Below are 16,034 nucleotides of genomic sequence, written 5' to 3' on the forward strand. Positions count from 1 at the left end.
AAAAAGGGAGCGCAACGGCCGTTGCGCTCCCTTTTTTATGGGCCTATCAGTTGCCCGCCGCTAGTTCAGCGAGGCGATGTCAATCACGAAGCGGTACTTCACGTCACCTTTCAGCATGCGCTCGTAGGCTTCGTTGATATGCTGAATATCAATCAGCTCGATGTCCGACGTAATGTTGTGCTCGGCGCAGAAGTCGAGCATTTCCTGCGTTTCGGCAATGCCGCCAATGAGCGAGCCGGCCACCCGGCGGCGCTTGGCAATGAGGTTGAAGGCGTGCAGCTGCGGAGCCTCGGTAGGCACGCCCAGCAGTATCATGGTGCCGTCGCGGCGCAGCAGGTTCACGTAGGCCCCGAGGTCAATCTGGGCCGAAATGGTGTTGATGATGAAATCGAAGTAGTTGCGCACCGACTTAAACTGCTCGGCGTCTTTGGTAACCACAAATTTGTGGGCACCCAGGGCTTTGGCATCTTCTTCCTTATTGGCCGAGGTGCTGAGCACGGTTACTTCGGCACCCAGGGCCACGGCAAACTTTACGGCCATGTGGCCCAGGCCGCCCAGGCCCATCACGGCCACGCGGTGGCCGGGGCCTACCTGCCACTCGCGCAGGGGCGAGTAGGTGGTGATGCCGGCGCACAGCAGCGGGGCCACGCGGGCCAGGTCGAGCTGCTCGCTCACCTTCAGGGTGTACTTCTCATCTACTACTATCTGCTGCGAGTAGCCGCCGTAGGTGGGCTGGCCGGTGCCGATTTCGCGGCCGTTGTAAGTGCCCACCATGCCGGTGGTTTCGCAGTATTGCTCCAGGCCTTCCTGGCACGAGGCGCACTCGCGGCACGAGTCGACCATGCAGCCCACACCGGCCAGGTCGCCTACTTTAAACTTCGACACGTGGCCGCCCACGGCCGTGACGCGGCCCACAATTTCGTGGCCCGGCACCATCGGGAAGATGGAGCCGCCCCACTCGTCGCGAATCTGGTGCAGGTCGGAGTGGCACACGCCGCAGAATAGAATCTCAATTTGCACGTCGTGCGCGCCGGGCGCGCGGCGCTCCAGCTGGAAAGGCTCGAGCGGAATATTGGCGGCCGGGGCCGCGTAGGCTTTCGTAGTGGACATTGCTGCCTGGTTTGGTTTTAAAGAAAAGAGCTTACAAAAAAGCCGCGGCAGCCCGGCGGGCCGCTGCGGCAGTTCTGGTAGGTGCAGGATTAACTGTGCTAGGCGGGCTTTGTTTGGCCCGGGGCCAGCGCCTCGGCCACCAGCTGCCGCATGCGGGCCAGCGACTCGCGGGCGAAGCGCCGCTGGAGCATGCGCCCAAACAGCTTGAAGCCCAGCCAATAAAACGGGTTGCGAATACGCCCGGCCTGCGACACGGCGTGAATACGAAATTGCACCGCGCCGGTAGTCAGATTTTTATGAATGGTGAAGTCGATTTGCCCACGCTCGAAGTGGCCTTCCAGCGTGCGGTAGCCATAGCCCCACACCCGCTCGGGGCCGGCGGGCGTGGCGCGGGCGGCCTCGTCGGTCACTTCGCTCACCTTTACCCCAAACCAGAAGGTGAACCCCAAAAACCGCGCCCGCAGCAGCATCACGCGCTTTTCGAGGGGCTCGTCGGGTTTGAAAATGCCGGTGATGAGGCTGGGCGGCGGAAAGGCGTAGCGCCGCAGCACCTCCTGGGCGGCCGCAAACGCACCGTGCGCGGCGGGCGGGCCGGGGGCCTCGGCCGGCAGGTCGGTGGTGTAGTCGTCGAGCCGCCAGCCGTTGGCCGCGTTGTACTCGCTCTGGCGCGAGAAGTCGTAATTGACCTGGGCGTGCTCGTAGCTGGCCAGGCGGGCCTGGTACTGCTCCCAAGGGGGCGGCTGGTTCATTCTATTAATGAGCAATTAACAATGAGCGATAAGCAATAGCCTTTTACTGCGGGCTGTGCTTTTGGCCGGTGGTGCCGTCGGGGGTGCGGCGCTCGGTTTCGACTACTACGTCGGCCAGGGCCTGGCCGCCACAGGTGGCGGCCACGCGGCGGCAAAACTCCACCCAGGTAGCTTTCTGCATCAGCAGGCCGCCGATGGTGTCGTATGCAAAGGCCACGAGCCCGTCGCGCGAGCGGGCCCGCGAGCTGATTTCGAAGCGTAGCGCATCGGGCCGCCCGTCGAGCGGGTGCGCTTCGAAGCGAATGCGGCCGGCCTCGGGGTGGCCTTCGAGGGTAATGAACTCGAAGCTGGTGGGCGCGGCGCTGATGACGCGCACCCGGCCGTTCCAGGGGCCTAGGATTTTGATACCAAACTCGTCGCCCACGCGCAAGAGCTCGCCGGGCGGGCCTTCTTCCTTGGTAAAATCGGCCAGCAGCTCGGGCGAGAAGCTTGGCAAATCGGCCTGCACGCGCGCCATCAGCTGCGCGGGCGTGAGGTGCGGGCGCACTACATCAATGTAGTAGCGGCGCTCGAGCCACGGGCCAGAGCCGGTGGCAGCAGGTTGTTCGGCGTCGGAAGTAGTAGCCACGGGGGGAGTTTTGAGTTTTTAGTTCTGAGTTTTGAGTGAGCCAGAAGCAACCTTTCGGCCTCGCCGCTCATATGTTTCCTGGTGTTCGCTAGCGCGCCGCGAAAGGTTGCCCGCCGAGCGAACTCAAAACTCAAAACTTAGCACTCAAAACTCAACAACGTGGCTTATTTCCGCCCGCCCGGCCCCGCCCCCGACCCCGCGCTGGTGCGCAGCCTCACCGCCCAGCAGCACGAGCTGCACCAGCGCCTGCGCCACGAGCCCCTACCCCACGAGCCGCGCCTGATTACGGGCTGCGACTCGTCGTTTCCCACGCCCGACACGATACTATCGGTGTTCGTGGTGCTGGAATTTCCTTCGCTGCAACTGGTCGAGAAGGTCTACAATTATGGGCCCGTGCCCCTGCCCTACATTCCGGGCTTGCTGTCGTTCCGCGAAGCGCCCAACGTGGTGCAGGCCTTCGCCAAGCTCACGCGCCAGCCCGACGTGATAATGGTGGACGGCCACGGCGTGGCGCACCCACGCCGCATGGGCATCGCGGCCCACCTGGGCGTGCTGCTCGATAAGCCCACCTTCGGCGTAGCCAAGCACAAGCTTACGGGCCAGTACACCGAGCCCGGCCCCACCAAGGGCGAGCGCGCCCCCCTCACCGATGCCCGCAGCGGCGAGCTGCTGGGCGAGGTGCTGCGCAGCAAAGACCGGGTGCAGCCGCTGTTCATCAGCGCCGGCCACCGCTGCGACCTGCCCACCGCCCTGCGCCTCACCGAGGCCTGCCTGCGCGGCTACAAGCTGCCCGAGCCTACCCGCCTGGCCGACCACTGGGCCGAGCAGTTTAAGGCTGAAGTGCGCTAGCGGCTGCCCAAAAAGGGCTGCTAAATCCCCGGCAACGGGTTATTTTGCCTCCTACATGGTAGCTACATAAGGAAAGGCAGGTTATTGCATTATCTTTGGCGGCGGCATGTAAATCATGCCGTAATAATTACAAAACCTGTTTTTCCGCCTTTTCCAACCGGCCATTTCAACGGCCTCAACACGCGTTCATTCTCCCCACTTTCAATTTTTCATGGCTAAAATTTACTCCGTTCTGGCCGGAGGGTTGCTGTCGCTACTAGCACTGGGGGCGCAGCCCGCAGTTGCGCAAGTCCCGCAAGCCCCTCCTCGCCGCACGTGCGGCACCGAAGACGCTAATACTCAAATTCAAAACGAGTTAAAGCGCCTAATTCCGGGCTATAACCCCAATCGGTCGACCAACACCGGCTCGACCAGCGCCCTGCGCACCTCGGCCGTTTTGTACACGCTGCCAATCGTTGTACACGTTATCCACAACGGCGAGGCGGCAGGCGTGGGCTCCAACATTGCCCAAGGCCAGATACAGTCGCAGCTTACGGTGCTGAACGAAGACTACCGCAATACCAATGCCGACGGCGCGCTCGTGCCGGCAGTATACCAGCCCCGGCGCGGTGACATGGAAGTGCAGTTTGCGAATGCCTTGCGCGACCCTAGCGGCAACACACTGGCAGAGCCGGGCATCGACCGGGTAAACCGCAATACCCGCGGCTGGAACGCCGGCCCCTACACGCGGGCTTACATCGAGAACACCATTAAGCCCGCTACGTCGTGGGACCCCGACCGGTATATTAATATCTGGGTTATGGACCTGGGCGGCGGCCTGCTGGGCTACGCGCAGTTTCCGGACAACAATGCTAACCTGGGCGGCCTGAATACGCTGGGCGGCGCGGCTGCTACCGACGGGGTCGTTCTTCTGTACTCGGCCTACGGCAGCCGGGCCAAGTTTGCGGCGGGCGTCTACTCTTCGCCCTACGACCGGGGCCGCACGCTGACGCACGAACTGGGCCACTGGTTTGGCTTTCGCCACATCTGGGGCGATGCTAACTGCGGCGACGACTACTGCGCCGACACGCCTACCCAGCAAAAGGAAAACTACGGTTGCGTGGCGTTTCCGCAAATTACCTGCTCGAACGTAACCGGCGATATGTCCATGAACTACATGGACTACTCTAACGACGCCTGCATGTACATGTTCACGCAGTCGCAGAAGGACCGCCTGCAGGCCGTGATGGTGAACACGCCGCGCCGCGCCGCGCTGGCTTACTCCAACGTGGCTTGCCCCAACTTTGTCGCCACTACCGTGGCCAACAACGGCCCGGCCTGCGTGGGCGGCTCGCTTACACTCACGGCTACCGGCCCGGCCGGCGCTACCTACGCCTGGACCGGCCCCAACGGCTTTACCAGCACCGCCCAAAACCCCACGATAAACAACGTGACGGTAGCCGCTGCCGGCACCTACAAGGTACTCGTATCGGTGACTACCGGCGCGTGCCCCGGCCAGGGCTCGACCAACGTTGTCGTAAACCCCACGCCGCCTACGCCTACCCTGACGTCTTCGGCTACCGGGCCGGTATGCACTGGCTCTGCAGTGACGCTGACGGGCACGGCCCCCACGGCCAGCGGCACCTTGCCCAGCACCGATTTTAACAGCGGTGCCCCGGCCGGCTGGACTATCACCAACGCGGGCGCTCCGGCTACCACCTGGCAGTACAGCAGCGGTACGACGATTAGCTATCCTGGCTTGGTTACTAATTTCTCGCTCAACGGCAGCCGCTTCGCCTATGCCATTTCTGACGCGGGCGGACAAGGCTCTACCACGAACACCTCGCTCATTTCGCCGGTATTCAGCACGGTGGGCTACTCGGCCATGAGCGTATCCTTCCAGAATATCATCCTGGTAGATTCGGGCAGCGGTGCCGTGGAAATTTCCACCAACGGTGGCACTACCTGGACGCCCATCGCCACCTACACGAGCGTAAACCCGGCGGCTACTTCTACCATCAATCTGGGCGCCTACCTCAATCAGCCCACCGTGCAGCTGCGCTGGAAATACACCGATACCTGGGGCTACCTCTGGGCTATCGACAACGTGGCCTTCTCGGGCACGCCCGCTAGCTACACCTACGCCTGGACGCTGGTGAGCGGCGACGGCCTGCCGGCTACTACTAACACGCCGACCATCACCGTAAACCCGACCCAGAACTCGGTATATCGCCTTTCGGTAACCTACGCCGGCGGTAACTGCCCGGCTTCGTCGACGGTGAGCGTGGCCGTAGTGCCCACGCCCATACTGGCGGCTTCGGCTTCCGTAGTTTGCGCGGGCACCCCGTCGCAGCTGTCGGCCACCAACATCCCGGCTACCGGCTACACCTACGCCTGGACGCTGGTGAGTGGCGATGGCCTGCCGGCTACCACCAACACGGCCACCATCAGCGTGACCCCGACCAAAGCCTCGGTATACCGCCTCACGGTGAGCAGCGGCACGTGCTCGACTTCTTCTACGATAACCGTAACGGGTGTTACCAACCAGATTGATGCCTACCCCGTGCCGTTTGGCGATGCGGGCCTCTCGCTCCAGGTTTCGACCTGCACGGCCGGCCCCGCCTCGGTGCAGATTTTTGACATCATGGGCCGCCGCGTGTACGATAGCGTAGTGAGCACGCCGCAAGTGGGCATCACCACCGTCGGCATCCCCGAAACCGGCCGCCTGCGCCCCGGCAAGTATGTCGTGAAAGTGCAGCAAGGCAGCCAGAACACAACCATCAACGTAGTGCGCCAGTAATCGCGCTACCGTTTGCTACCAGGCAATAAAAAAGGCCCGCTACCTTGGTAGCGGGCCTTTTTTTGGGTCGACTGAGTAGCCGGCCAACCGAATAACTGGCTACGGCAACGGGGTTTCCGATGCGGCCAAGGCTGCCAGCAGGGCCGGCAAAGACGCCGTCACCTCGGTAGGCAGCCCTAGCACTTGGGTCACGGCCCGGTACACGGCCGCCGGGCCGCCGGGCAGAGTCAGCACGCCGCCATCGGCGCTGGCCTGGGTGCTCTTGCTGAGCTTGTGGCCCGCCGCGTCGGCCACAAGCTGGTGGTGATGAAACTGAATACGCCTGGCATTGAAATCCCGCGTTTCGGCTAGCTGCGCGGCCAGCCACAGCTGGGCCGTGGTGCTGGGCAGCAGGTCGAGCCCGCGCACCACGAGCGTGGTGCCCAGGCGCAAATCATCGACTACCGAAGCTACCTGGTAGGCCGCTACCCCGTCCTTTTTGCGGATAATAAAATCGGGCATCACACTAGCCAGCGGCACCTGGGTTTCGCTGGCTGCCACGCTGGCTACGTACACGGTGGGCGGCACCCGCACGCGCCACGCTGCGCCCGGTACTTCCAGCGGCACAGGCTCGGCGGGGCTGGTGCGGCTGCGCCGGGTAGCGTACACCAGGCCCGGCTGCTGGGCCAAGCGGCGCAGCGCGCGGTTGTAGTCGGGCAGGTGCAGTAGCTGCGAATGGTGCCGCAGAAAATCGTCGGGTCCGCTCGGGCCGTGGTCGTAGTCGAGGCCGAGCCAGTCGATTACCCGAAATATATTATCCAGATACGGCCGCCGCAGCCGCGCCCGGTCGAGGTCATCGATACGCAAATGCAGCGTGCCACCCGCCCGGCGCACCAGCAGCCAGGTCAGCACGAAGTTCACGGCGTTGCCGAGGTGCAGGTAGCCGCTGGGCGTGGGCGCGAGCCGGCCGACGACGGGCCTAGAGTTGAGGGAAAGCTGCTGCAAGTTGTCTGTCATTGCGAGCGTAGCGAAGCAATTGCACCAGAGCGACTCGCCGTAATGCGATTGCTTCGCTGCGCCCGCAATAACAAGCTCATCCTATTCTGGCTAATTGACATCCCCTACTCCACCACTATCCACGGCGCGCCCGCCGCGTGCACCCGCAGCTCGCCAAAGCTTTCCAGCGCCAGCCCATGCCGGGCAAAAACGGCCTGCGCGGCCGCTTCGCCCGCGCCGGGCTCCACGCACACCAGCAGGCCGCCCGAAGTCTGCGGGTCGCAGAGGTAGTATTTCTGCTCGTCGGTGAGCGGGCCGATTTTGTGGCCGTAGCTGGCGAAGTTGCGGGTAGTGCCACCGGGCACCGCGCCTTGCAGCAGGTAGCGCTCGGCCTCGGCCAGGCGCGGCACGCGGTAGTAGTCGATGGCCGCCTGCACGCCGCTGCCCTCGCACACCTCGGCCAGGTGGCCGAGCAGGCCAAAGCCCGTAACGTCGGTCATGGCGCGCACGCCGGGAATTTCGCCCAGCTCGGCCCCTATCTTGTTGAGCTGCCGCATTTGGGCGGGCGCTACGTCGGCGTCTTCGGGGCGCAGAATTTCGCGTTTTTGGGCCGTGGTTAGAATACCTACGCCCAGCGGCTTGGTGAGGTAGAGGCGGCAGCCGGCCGTAGCCGTGTCGTTCTGCTTGAGGTTTTTCTCCTCGACCAGGCCCGTCACGGCCAGCCCGAAAATCGGCTCGGGCGAGTCGATGCTGTGGCCGCCGGCCAGCGGGATGCCCGCCTCGGCGCAAATGGCCCGCGCCCCTTCGGTGACGAGCGCCGCCACCTCGGGCGAGAGCTTATCGATGGGCCAGCCCAGCACCGCGATGGCCAGCAGCGGCCGCCCGCCCATGGCGTACACGTCCGAAATAGCGTTGGCCGAGGCGATGCGCCCGAAGTCGAACGGGTCATCGACGATGGGCATAAAAAAATCGGTGGTGCTGATGACGCACTGCCCGCCCTGGCCGGGCAGGCGGTACACGGCCGCGTCGTCGCGGCTGCCGTTGCCCACGAGCAGGTTGTCGTAGCTGGGCTGCGGCAGGCTGCTGTGCAGGATTTTATCGAGCACGCTGGGCGCAATTTTGCAGCCGCAGCCCGCGCCGTGGCTGTATTGGGTGAGGCGAATTTGGGTGGATTCAGTCTTCATAGACCGCAGATTCAAACGGATTAAACGGATTTCGCAGATACGCTCCGCTGCGCGGAGCTGACTGCACAAAGAGGGAAATGGCTATAGGCTCCAGGCCGCTTGCTGGAGCACTACCCGATAACCATCGGGGTCTTCAAAAGTCCGGCCTAGCCGGTCCCAATAAGTATTATGCGCAGGCACGGCCTGGTAGCCAGCGGCTTCCATCCGGGACACGGCCGCCTGCCAGGCTTCTGGCTCGGGCAAATAAAAGACGAGCAGGTTTTCGGGCGTCGGTGCGGGAGGCACCTGGTGGTGCGCCTGCTGGGTAAACTCCAGGTGGTAAGGCGCTTGCGGATACCCTAGCATAATGCCATCGAACTCCTCGTGGCCGATAAAGGCATACAGTTCTTGCAGGCCCAGACCTTCCATATAGAAGTGACGCAGCGCCGCAAGGTTATTGGTAGGGCGCGCTACCCGTAGCGTTGGAATCATGGCTAAGCTGCTCAGTTAAGGTTAAAAATTCAGGCATGGCTACTGCGGCCAGCGCCCGCGCCGCGTTCGCCGCCGCGTCGGTATCCTCGGCCGCCACCGTCATGCTCTTACGTCCTTCCAGCCCGTAGGCGTAGGTTTTGTCGTAATACGCCAGCACCAGCTCCACCATGCGGGGCATGTCGTTTTCGGCAATCGCCCCCAGCGCTTCTTTGGTCACCAGCCCGCCGAGGCGCTTGCGCAGGCGCAGCACGGCGGCGGCCAGCGCGCCGGCATCGTGGCGGCCGTAGTCGGCGGCGAGGTAGCGCACGCGGGCTTCGCGGGGCACGTCGAGCACCAGCAGCGGGGCGGCCTGCATCTGGGCGAAAAACTCGCCCGGCACCGCCACGCTGCCGATGGTGCGGCTTTCGTCTTCTACCCAAATGGGGCGGTCGTCGGGCAGCGCGGCGAGCGCGGCGGCGAGGTCGTTTTCAAACTGCTCCTGCGTAGGCTGCGGCGGCTGGCCCAGCCCGCCAAACGATGAGCCTTGGTGGTTGGCCAGCTTTTCGAGGTCCAGCACCGGCTCGCCCTGCGCGGCCAGCGCGTGCAGCACGGCGGTTTTGCCGCTGCCGGTGGCCCCGCCCAGCACGCGCAGCGGGCGCGGGCGGGCCATTTCGGCCAGCGCCCAGCGGCGGTAGTCTTTGTAGCCTTTATCCAGGAGGTTGACGTGCAGGCCGCCCAGTTCCAGCAGCCACTGCACGGCCCCGCTGCGCATACCGCCGCGCCAGCAGTGCAGGCGCACTTCCTGGCCGGGGGCCAGCTTTTTAGCTTCCTCGACCATGCGGCGCATTTTGGGGCCCAAAAAATCTAGTCCTAGTAATACAGCCTTTTCGGGGTTCACTTGCTTATACGTAGTGCCGATGCGGGCGCGCTCCTCATCGGTGAACAGGGGCAGGCTAAGCGCGCCCGGAATGTGGCCCTGCGCGTATTCGGCCGGGGCGCGCACATCGAGGATGGGGCCGGCGGCAGTGTTGAGGAAATCGGTAATCGGGTGGCGAGGCATGAGCAGAGCGTTAGGAGTCAAACTTACGGGCTGGCGCGCGCCGGGGTGGCGCGCGGCGGCAATTCAGCACCTTTTTGAGCTTGTTCGTGGCAACCTTCGGGCGTGGGCAGTAAGTTTGCAGCTAATTCGCGGTAGTCACGGCCGGGCTTCCGGCCGCCTTTACCGCGCTTTCGCTAAATGCTGACAGCTTTCCTCGTCTTTTTCCCGCTCGCGGCCGCCCTGCTGCTGCACTTCGCCAAAGGAGCCGCCGCCCGCGCCCTGGCCCTGGGAGCCGCCCTACTGGAGTTTGCCGTGGCCGTGTTCGCGGCCTTCACCTACGCCCGCAGCGGGCCGGCCGGCTTCGACCTCAACATCAACTGGATATCGTCGGCCGGCATCAACTTCCACCTCGGCCTCGATGGCTTGAGCCTCGTGCTGGTGCTGCTCACTACGGTGCTGGTGCCCATCATTCTGCTCACCGCCTTCCGGCACGAGGAGTACGAAAACCCCGGCGCGTTCTACGCCCTGGTGCTGTTTATGCAAACCGGCCTACTCGGCGTGTTCACGGCTTTGGATGCGTTCGTGTTCTACTTCTTCTGGGAAGTGGCCCTGATTCCGATTTATTTTCTGGCCGGGGCCTGGAGCCGCCACGAGCGCCGCATCCAGATTACGTTTAAGTTCTTCTTATACACCATTATCGGCTCGCTATTTATGCTGGCCGGCTTCGTGTATCTGTATCTGCAAACCGGCCCCGCCGCCGGCTCGCTGGCCGCGCATTCTTCCGATTTGCAGGCGTTCTACAACCTGAAGCTCAGCGCTTCGGAGCAGGCGTGGCTGTTCTGGCTGGTGTTCGCGGCCTTCGCCGTGAAGATGCCCATCTTCCCCTTCCACACCTGGCAGCCTGACACTTATACCGAGTCGCCGGCCCCGGCTACCATGCTGCTTTCGGGCATCATGCTCAAAATGGGCATCTACGGCTGCCTACGCTGGCTGCTGCCGGTGCTGCCCCTCGGCGTGAGCCAATGGCAGCAGTTGGTAGAAGTGCTCGCCATCATCGGCATCGTGTACGGTGCCATCATCGCCATCCGCCAGGATGACATGAAGAAACTCATCGCCTACTCGTCGCTTTCGCACGTGGGCCTCATGATAGCCGGCGTGTTTTCGCTCAAAGCCATGGGCCTGCAAGGCGCGGTGGTGCAGATGCTGGCCCACGGCGTCAACGTAGTGGGCATGTTCCTGGTAGCCGACGCCATCGAGCGCCGCACCGGCACCCGCTCGCTACCCGACCTGGGCGGCCTCACCCGCCGCACGCCGCTGCTGTCGGTGTGCTTCCTGGTCATGCTACTGAGCACGGTGGCCTTGCCCCTCACGGGCGGCTTCGTGGGCGAGTTTCTGCTGCTGGCGGGCGTGTACGAGTTCAATATGTGGGCCGGTGCGATTGCGGGTCTCACCATCATTTTCTCGGCCGTGTACTTGCTGCGCATGTACCAGCGCGCCATGCTCGGGCCCGATTCAACTTATTCTGACACCATCACCGACCTCAGCGGTACCGAGCTGCTGATGTTTGTGCCACTCATCGGGCTCGTGTTCTGGCTGGGCTTGTTCCCCGGCACGTTTATGCACCTCACCGAGCCCGTTATCAACGGCATCCTCACACTGGTTAGTCGGTAGTTTAAATAGTGTCATGCCATCTGGCGTCCCGAAGGAAGCATCTTATCAAGGCTGCCTTCGTCGCATTAAGTAGTTAGTTATTGAGCGCGAGCGTGATAAGATGCTTCGCAAGCTCAGCATGACAGGCGTTTTTCTATGCTCCCCATCGTCCTACTCTCCGTCTTCGGCATCGTCAACCTGTTCTTAGGCTTCATGCGCTCCAACCGGGCGCTGCTGCCTTTCGTGCTGGTGGTGCTGGCCCTCGTGTTTGGCCTCAACCTGCTCGACTGGAATCACGCCGGCAGCCTCGGCGTCCTCTTCGACTCGCCCTACATCAGCCAGATGCTGACGGTGGACAACTACTCGGTGGCCTTCTCGGGCATCGTGCTACTCACCGCGCTGCTGCTGCTGCCCTTCTCCAATTCCTACGTGGCGGCCGGCGAGCCCAACCTCGCCGAATACTACTCGCTGCTGCTGTTCTCGCTGGTCGGGGCCATCATGATGGTGAGCTACAACCACCTCATCATGCTCTTCGTGGGCATTGAAATCCTGAGTATCAGCATGTATTGCCTGGCCGGCTCCAACAAGCGCGACGTGCGCTCCAATGAAGCCGCCCTCAAGTACTTCCTGCAAGGTGCGTTTGCCACCGGCATTCTGCTTTTCGGCATCGCGCTGCTCTACGGCGCCACCGGCACCTTCCAGCTTTCCGAAGTAGCCACCGCCATCGCCGCGCCCGCTAACCAGACGCTGCTGCCCATGCTCTACGTGGGCGTACTGATGATGGTCATCGGCATCGGCTTCAAGGTATCGGCCGCCCCTTTCCACTTCTGGACGCCCGACGTGTACGAAGGCACGCCCACCTTTTTCACCGCCTTCATGAGCACGGTGGTGAAAACCGCTGGTTTCGCCGCCTTCCTCAAGCTGCTGGTAGTGGCACTGCCTGCCGCCAGCCCGGTGTGGCTGCCCACCATCGCGGCCATGTGCGTGCTCACGCTGCTGCTCGGCAACATCGGCGCGGCCGTGCAAACCAGCGCCAAGCGCATGCTGGCCTATTCCAGCGTGAGCCACGCCGGCTACCTGCTGCTAGGCCTCGTGGCTGGCCAGGGCCAGCTCAGCGGCCCGGCCGCCCAAGGCATTTTCTTCTACAGCCTCGCCTACTCGGTGGCCACGGTAGCTGCTTTCGGCGTGCTCAAGCTCGTATCAGACCAGCGCCAGCGCGAAGACTACGCTGGCCTCGCCGGCCTGGCCCGCACCAATCCGCTGCTGGCATTCGTGCTCACGGTGGCCATGTTGTCGCTGGGCGGCATTCCGCTCACGGGCGGTTTCTTTGGCAAGTTCTTCATCTTCATGGCCGTGGCTCCTATCAACATCTGGCTGGTCGTGTTTGCGGTAGTAATGAGCATGGTGGGCATTTACTACTACCTGCGCCCCGTCATTGCCATGTACCTGCGCCCCGCCGAGCCGGGCAATGAAACTCCGATTGTAGTCGATGGCTTCCAGTCGTTTACGCTGGTGCTGCTGGCCGTTATTACGCTGGTGCTGGGCATTCTGCCCGGCTTCCTGAGTGGCTTGCTGTAAACGAAAATTAATTCCACGAAAAAAGCCACCCGTTCGGGTGGCTTTTTTTATGCCTACTGCTTCAACAACTTGAGCTAAGCAACCGTAGCCGGCCGCTGCACTGCCGACGGCGTGGGGTTGTATTCCAGCGTAGCGGCGGCGTGCTCGGCCGCTTTCTTGCCAGTCGAGTCTTTCACATCGCGCTTATTAAAAGGCCGGATAATCAAGCGCAACGCCTGCCCCGAGCTGAAGTAGCTGAACGCCCACGTCACCAGCGCTACGATGCGGTTACGGAAGCCCACCAGCAAGATGAGGTGGATAAACAGCCACGACAGCCACCCCAAAAAGCCCTTGAAGTGCCAGCCGTTGGGCATATCCACCACGGCCCGGTTGCGGCTCACGATGGCCATCACGCCCTTGTCGAAGTAGTTGAATTCCTCGGGCTTCTCCCCTTTCAGCAGGCGCTGAATGTTTTTGGCCAGCAGGTCGGCCTGTTGCTGGGCCACGGGGGCCAGCATGGGCAGGCCTTTGGGCGATTCTTCCGTCACCATGTTGGCCAGGTCGCCGATGGCGAAGATGTTGGTTTCGCCCTCTACCTGGTTCCAGCGGTTCACAGTCACGCGCTTGTTGCGGGTCACGGCTGCTTCGGGCATGCCGGGTAGGGCGGTGCCATTCACCCCAGCGGCCCAAATCAGGTTTTCGGTCGGAATATATTCGGTATCAGAATAGTAGGCCCGGCCGTTTTCGAGGCCTTTTATCGACGTATTGGTCAGCACCTTCACTCCCAGTTCGTTGAGGTAGCCTTCGGCATCCTGCTGCGACTTCTTCGACATCGGCCCGAGCAGCGCCGGCCCGGCTTCGACCAAGAAAATCTGCATCTTGCCCAAATCCAGCTCGGGGTAGTCGCCGGGCAGCACGCGCTTGCGCATCTCGGCCAGCGAGCCGCTGATTTCGACGCCCGTGGGCCCGCCGCCCACCACCACGATGTTCATCAGCGCCTGCTTCTTTTCGGGGTCGTTTTCGAGCAACGCCTGCTCGAAGTTCTGAAAGATGAAGCTGCGTAGATTCAGCGCATTCGGAATGCTCTTAATCTGCATCGCATTCTTCTCGATGCTCTCAATTCCGAAAAAATTGGTAAGCGAGCCGGTAGCCAGCACCAGGTAGTCGTAGTGAATGTCGCCGAGATTGGTTTCAATAGCCTTGTCGGCCGGGCGCACGCCGCGCACGTCGGCCAGGCGGAAAAAGAAGTTTTTCTGGCCCGCGAAGATTTTACGCACCGGGTAGGCGATGCTGTCGGCCTCCAGCGCGCCGGTAGCCACCTGGTACAGTAGTGGCTGAAAGTTGTGGTAGTTGTTGCGGTCCACCATCACCACCTGCACGGGCGCATCGGCCAGCTCCTGCGCCAGCCGTAGCCCGCCAAAGCCGCCGCCCACTATCACCACGCGCGGCTGCGCCGCTACCGGAAGATTCGTATCCATAATAAAAACGCTAAGGGCAACCAATTGCCACCTCGTTTTTACCCTAAAACCCTGGGGTTGGTTATGAAATTTTTGTAAACTCCCGGCCCAAGCCCAGGTATTTGGTTGTTATCCGGCTGCTGGTCTTGCCTTCCACTAACGCTGGCTCGCCCATTTTTTTACAGCAAGAAGTAGTTCCTTGAATATGAATCCTGACAATTCCAGCCCAGCTTCCCAGCCCCAAACACCTCTGATTGACGTGCTTATCATCGGGGCGGGCGCGGCGGGGCTGCTGGCGGCGCGGCAGCTGGCCAGTGCCGGCCGGCAGGTGCAGCTACTCGAAGCCCGCGCCTACCTCGGGGGCCGGGCGCACACGCTCACGCCGCCCGGCTTCACGCGGCCCATTGAGGCCGGGGCCGAGTTTATCCACGGCGAGGCACCCCTCACGCGCGGCCTGCTGCGCGCGGCCGGCATATCCTGGCAAGACACGACCGGCGAAACGTACCAAATCCGCAACGGCGCAATTCAGGACGATGGGGCCTTCTTCGCCCACCTGCCGCTACTACTCGAAAAGCTGCAAGCCCTCGACCACGACCTGCCACTGGCCGATTTTCTGGCCCGCGAGTTTGCCGGCGACGAGCACGCCGCCCTGCGCGCCATGGCCACCCAGTTTGCCGAAGGCTACGACGCCGCCGACCCCGGCCGCGCCAGCGCCTGGGCCCTGCGCGAGGAGTGGGCCGCCGACGGCGTCGACGATTCGCCGCGCCCGGTGGGCGGCTACGGCCCGCTGCTGCACTGGCTGGCCGCCCAAGCCCAGGCGGCCGGGGCCACGGTGCAGCTAAGCACGCCCGTGCGCGAAATTCGCTGGCAGCCCGGCCACGCGGAGGTAGTCACTGCTGCTGGCACCAGCTACCACGCCCGGCAAGTGCTGTGCACCGTGCCGCTCGGCGTGTGGCAGCGCTCCGAAAATCAGCCTGGCTACCTGCGCTTCACACCCGATTTAACCACGCACCGAGCTGCCGCCGCGCAGCTCGGCTTCGGCCCGGTTATCAAGATTGTGCTGGAATTTCAGGAGAACTTCTGGCACGACCGGCTGCCCAACATGGAGTTTTTGCTCTCCGATGCGCCCGTGCCTACCTGGTGGACCCAGCTACCCGACCCACGCCCGCTGTTCACCGGCTGGCTGGCCGGCCCCGCTGCCCAGCGCCACCAAGCCGATACCGACGAAGCCATTCTGGTGCAGTCGCTGGCCTCGCTGGCCGGCCTCCTGGCTACCCCGCTCGCCACCCTGCAAGCGCAGCTGCGCGCCAGCTACGTGCGCAACTGGGGCACCGAGCCCTACGCCTACGGCGCGTACTCCTACGCCACTGTGGGCAGCCAAGCGGCCCGCGCCGCATTGGCCACACCGGTGGCCGATACGCTGTTTTTTGCGGGCGAAGGGTTGCACCACGGCCTCGATTCCGGCACCGTAGAGGCGGCGCTGGCCAGCGCGCGGGCGACGGTGCGGGTTATGCTGGCCGCTCGCTAGCCGGGTAGGTGGTAGCAAGGCCCATAACATGGACTTATAGCGGAGCGGGCTGCCGGCTTTTCGCCGGCTGTCCGCTCGT

Annotated in this window: 13 protein-coding genes; 5 read left to right on the plus strand and 8 right to left on the minus strand. The window is 63.2% G+C overall.

Annotated features, from left to right (window positions below):
• Positions 1 to 60 precede the first annotated feature (60 nt).
• The 3 genes from VFO93_RS14145 to VFO93_RS14155 form a co-directional block, all read right to left on the minus strand.
• The gene (locus VFO93_RS14145; RefSeq protein ID WP_325135034.1) at positions 61 to 1,110 is read right to left on the minus strand and encodes an NAD(P)-dependent alcohol dehydrogenase; all 1,050 of its coding nucleotides are present in this window, start codon (positions 1,108 to 1,110) and stop codon (positions 61 to 63) included.
• Positions 1,111 to 1,208: 98 nt separating this feature from the next.
• Positions 1,209 to 1,859: a DUF1990 family protein gene (locus VFO93_RS14150; protein ID WP_325135035.1), complete on the minus strand. Its 651-nt coding sequence runs from the start codon at positions 1,857 to 1,859 to the stop codon at positions 1,209 to 1,211.
• Positions 1,860 to 1,902: 43 nt separating this feature from the next.
• Positions 1,903 to 2,487: a hypothetical protein gene (locus VFO93_RS14155; protein WP_325135036.1), complete on the minus strand. Its 585-nt coding sequence runs from the start codon at positions 2,485 to 2,487 to the stop codon at positions 1,903 to 1,905.
• A 159-nt stretch (positions 2,488 to 2,646) separates the two neighbouring features.
• On the opposite strand from VFO93_RS14155, the gene nfi reads away from it, so the two are divergent.
• Positions 2,647 to 3,336, plus strand: a complete 690-nt coding sequence (gene nfi, locus VFO93_RS14160; RefSeq protein WP_325135038.1) for a deoxyribonuclease V — start codon at positions 2,647 to 2,649, stop codon at positions 3,334 to 3,336.
• A gap of 211 nt (positions 3,337 to 3,547) precedes the next feature.
• Positions 3,548 to 6,115 carry a M43 family zinc metalloprotease gene (locus VFO93_RS14165; RefSeq protein ID WP_325135039.1) on the plus strand — a complete coding sequence of 856 codons (2,568 nt, stop codon included), beginning with the start codon at positions 3,548 to 3,550 and terminating at the stop codon, positions 6,113 to 6,115.
• A gap of 99 nt (positions 6,116 to 6,214) precedes the next feature.
• Here VFO93_RS14165 and VFO93_RS14170 read toward each other — a convergent pair whose 3' ends face one another.
• From VFO93_RS14170 to mnmH, 4 genes are all read right to left on the minus strand, one after another.
• The gene (locus VFO93_RS14170; protein ID WP_325135040.1) at positions 6,215 to 7,111 is read right to left on the minus strand and encodes a glutamate--tRNA ligase family protein; all 897 of its coding nucleotides are present in this window, start codon (positions 7,109 to 7,111) and stop codon (positions 6,215 to 6,217) included.
• 104 nt (positions 7,112 to 7,215) lie between these two features.
• A complete protein-coding gene (gene selD, locus VFO93_RS14175) occupies positions 7,216 to 8,274 on the minus strand; it encodes a selenide, water dikinase SelD (RefSeq protein WP_325135041.1) in 1,059 nt (352 codons plus the stop codon).
• A gap of 81 nt (positions 8,275 to 8,355) precedes the next feature.
• Positions 8,356 to 8,745: a VOC family protein gene (locus VFO93_RS14180; RefSeq protein WP_325135042.1), complete on the minus strand. Its 390-nt coding sequence runs from the start codon at positions 8,743 to 8,745 to the stop codon at positions 8,356 to 8,358.
• A complete protein-coding gene (gene mnmH, locus VFO93_RS14185) occupies positions 8,708 to 9,784 on the minus strand; it encodes a tRNA 2-selenouridine(34) synthase MnmH (RefSeq protein WP_325135043.1) in 1,077 nt (358 codons plus the stop codon). Before mnmH ends, VFO93_RS14180 begins: the two co-directional genes overlap by 38 nt.
• Positions 9,785 to 9,961: 177 nt before the next feature.
• Between mnmH and VFO93_RS14190 the strand changes: the two genes are divergently transcribed.
• Positions 9,962 to 11,434, plus strand: a complete 1,473-nt coding sequence (locus VFO93_RS14190) for an NADH-quinone oxidoreductase subunit M (RefSeq protein WP_325135044.1) — start codon at positions 9,962 to 9,964, stop codon at positions 11,432 to 11,434.
• Positions 11,435 to 11,569: 135 nt separating this feature from the next.
• Positions 11,570 to 12,991, plus strand: coding sequence for an NADH-quinone oxidoreductase subunit N (locus tag VFO93_RS14195; protein WP_325135045.1), 1,422 nt, complete (start codon positions 11,570 to 11,572; stop codon positions 12,989 to 12,991).
• A gap of 74 nt (positions 12,992 to 13,065) precedes the next feature.
• Here the strand turns inward: VFO93_RS14195 and VFO93_RS14200 are convergent, their stop codons facing one another.
• A complete protein-coding gene (locus VFO93_RS14200) occupies positions 13,066 to 14,448 on the minus strand; it encodes an NAD(P)/FAD-dependent oxidoreductase (protein ID WP_325135046.1) in 1,383 nt (460 codons plus the stop codon).
• 184 nt (positions 14,449 to 14,632) lie between these two features.
• On the opposite strand from VFO93_RS14200, the gene VFO93_RS14205 reads away from it, so the two are divergent.
• Positions 14,633 to 15,955 carry an NAD(P)/FAD-dependent oxidoreductase gene (locus VFO93_RS14205; protein ID WP_325135047.1) on the plus strand — a complete coding sequence of 441 codons (1,323 nt, stop codon included), beginning with the start codon at positions 14,633 to 14,635 and terminating at the stop codon, positions 15,953 to 15,955.
• Positions 15,956 to 16,034 lie beyond the last annotated feature (79 nt).

Origin of the sequence: Hymenobacter sp., from assembly GCF_035709525.1 — a bacterium.
In the GTDB taxonomy this organism is placed as follows: domain Bacteria; phylum Bacteroidota; class Bacteroidia; order Cytophagales; family Hymenobacteraceae; genus Hymenobacter.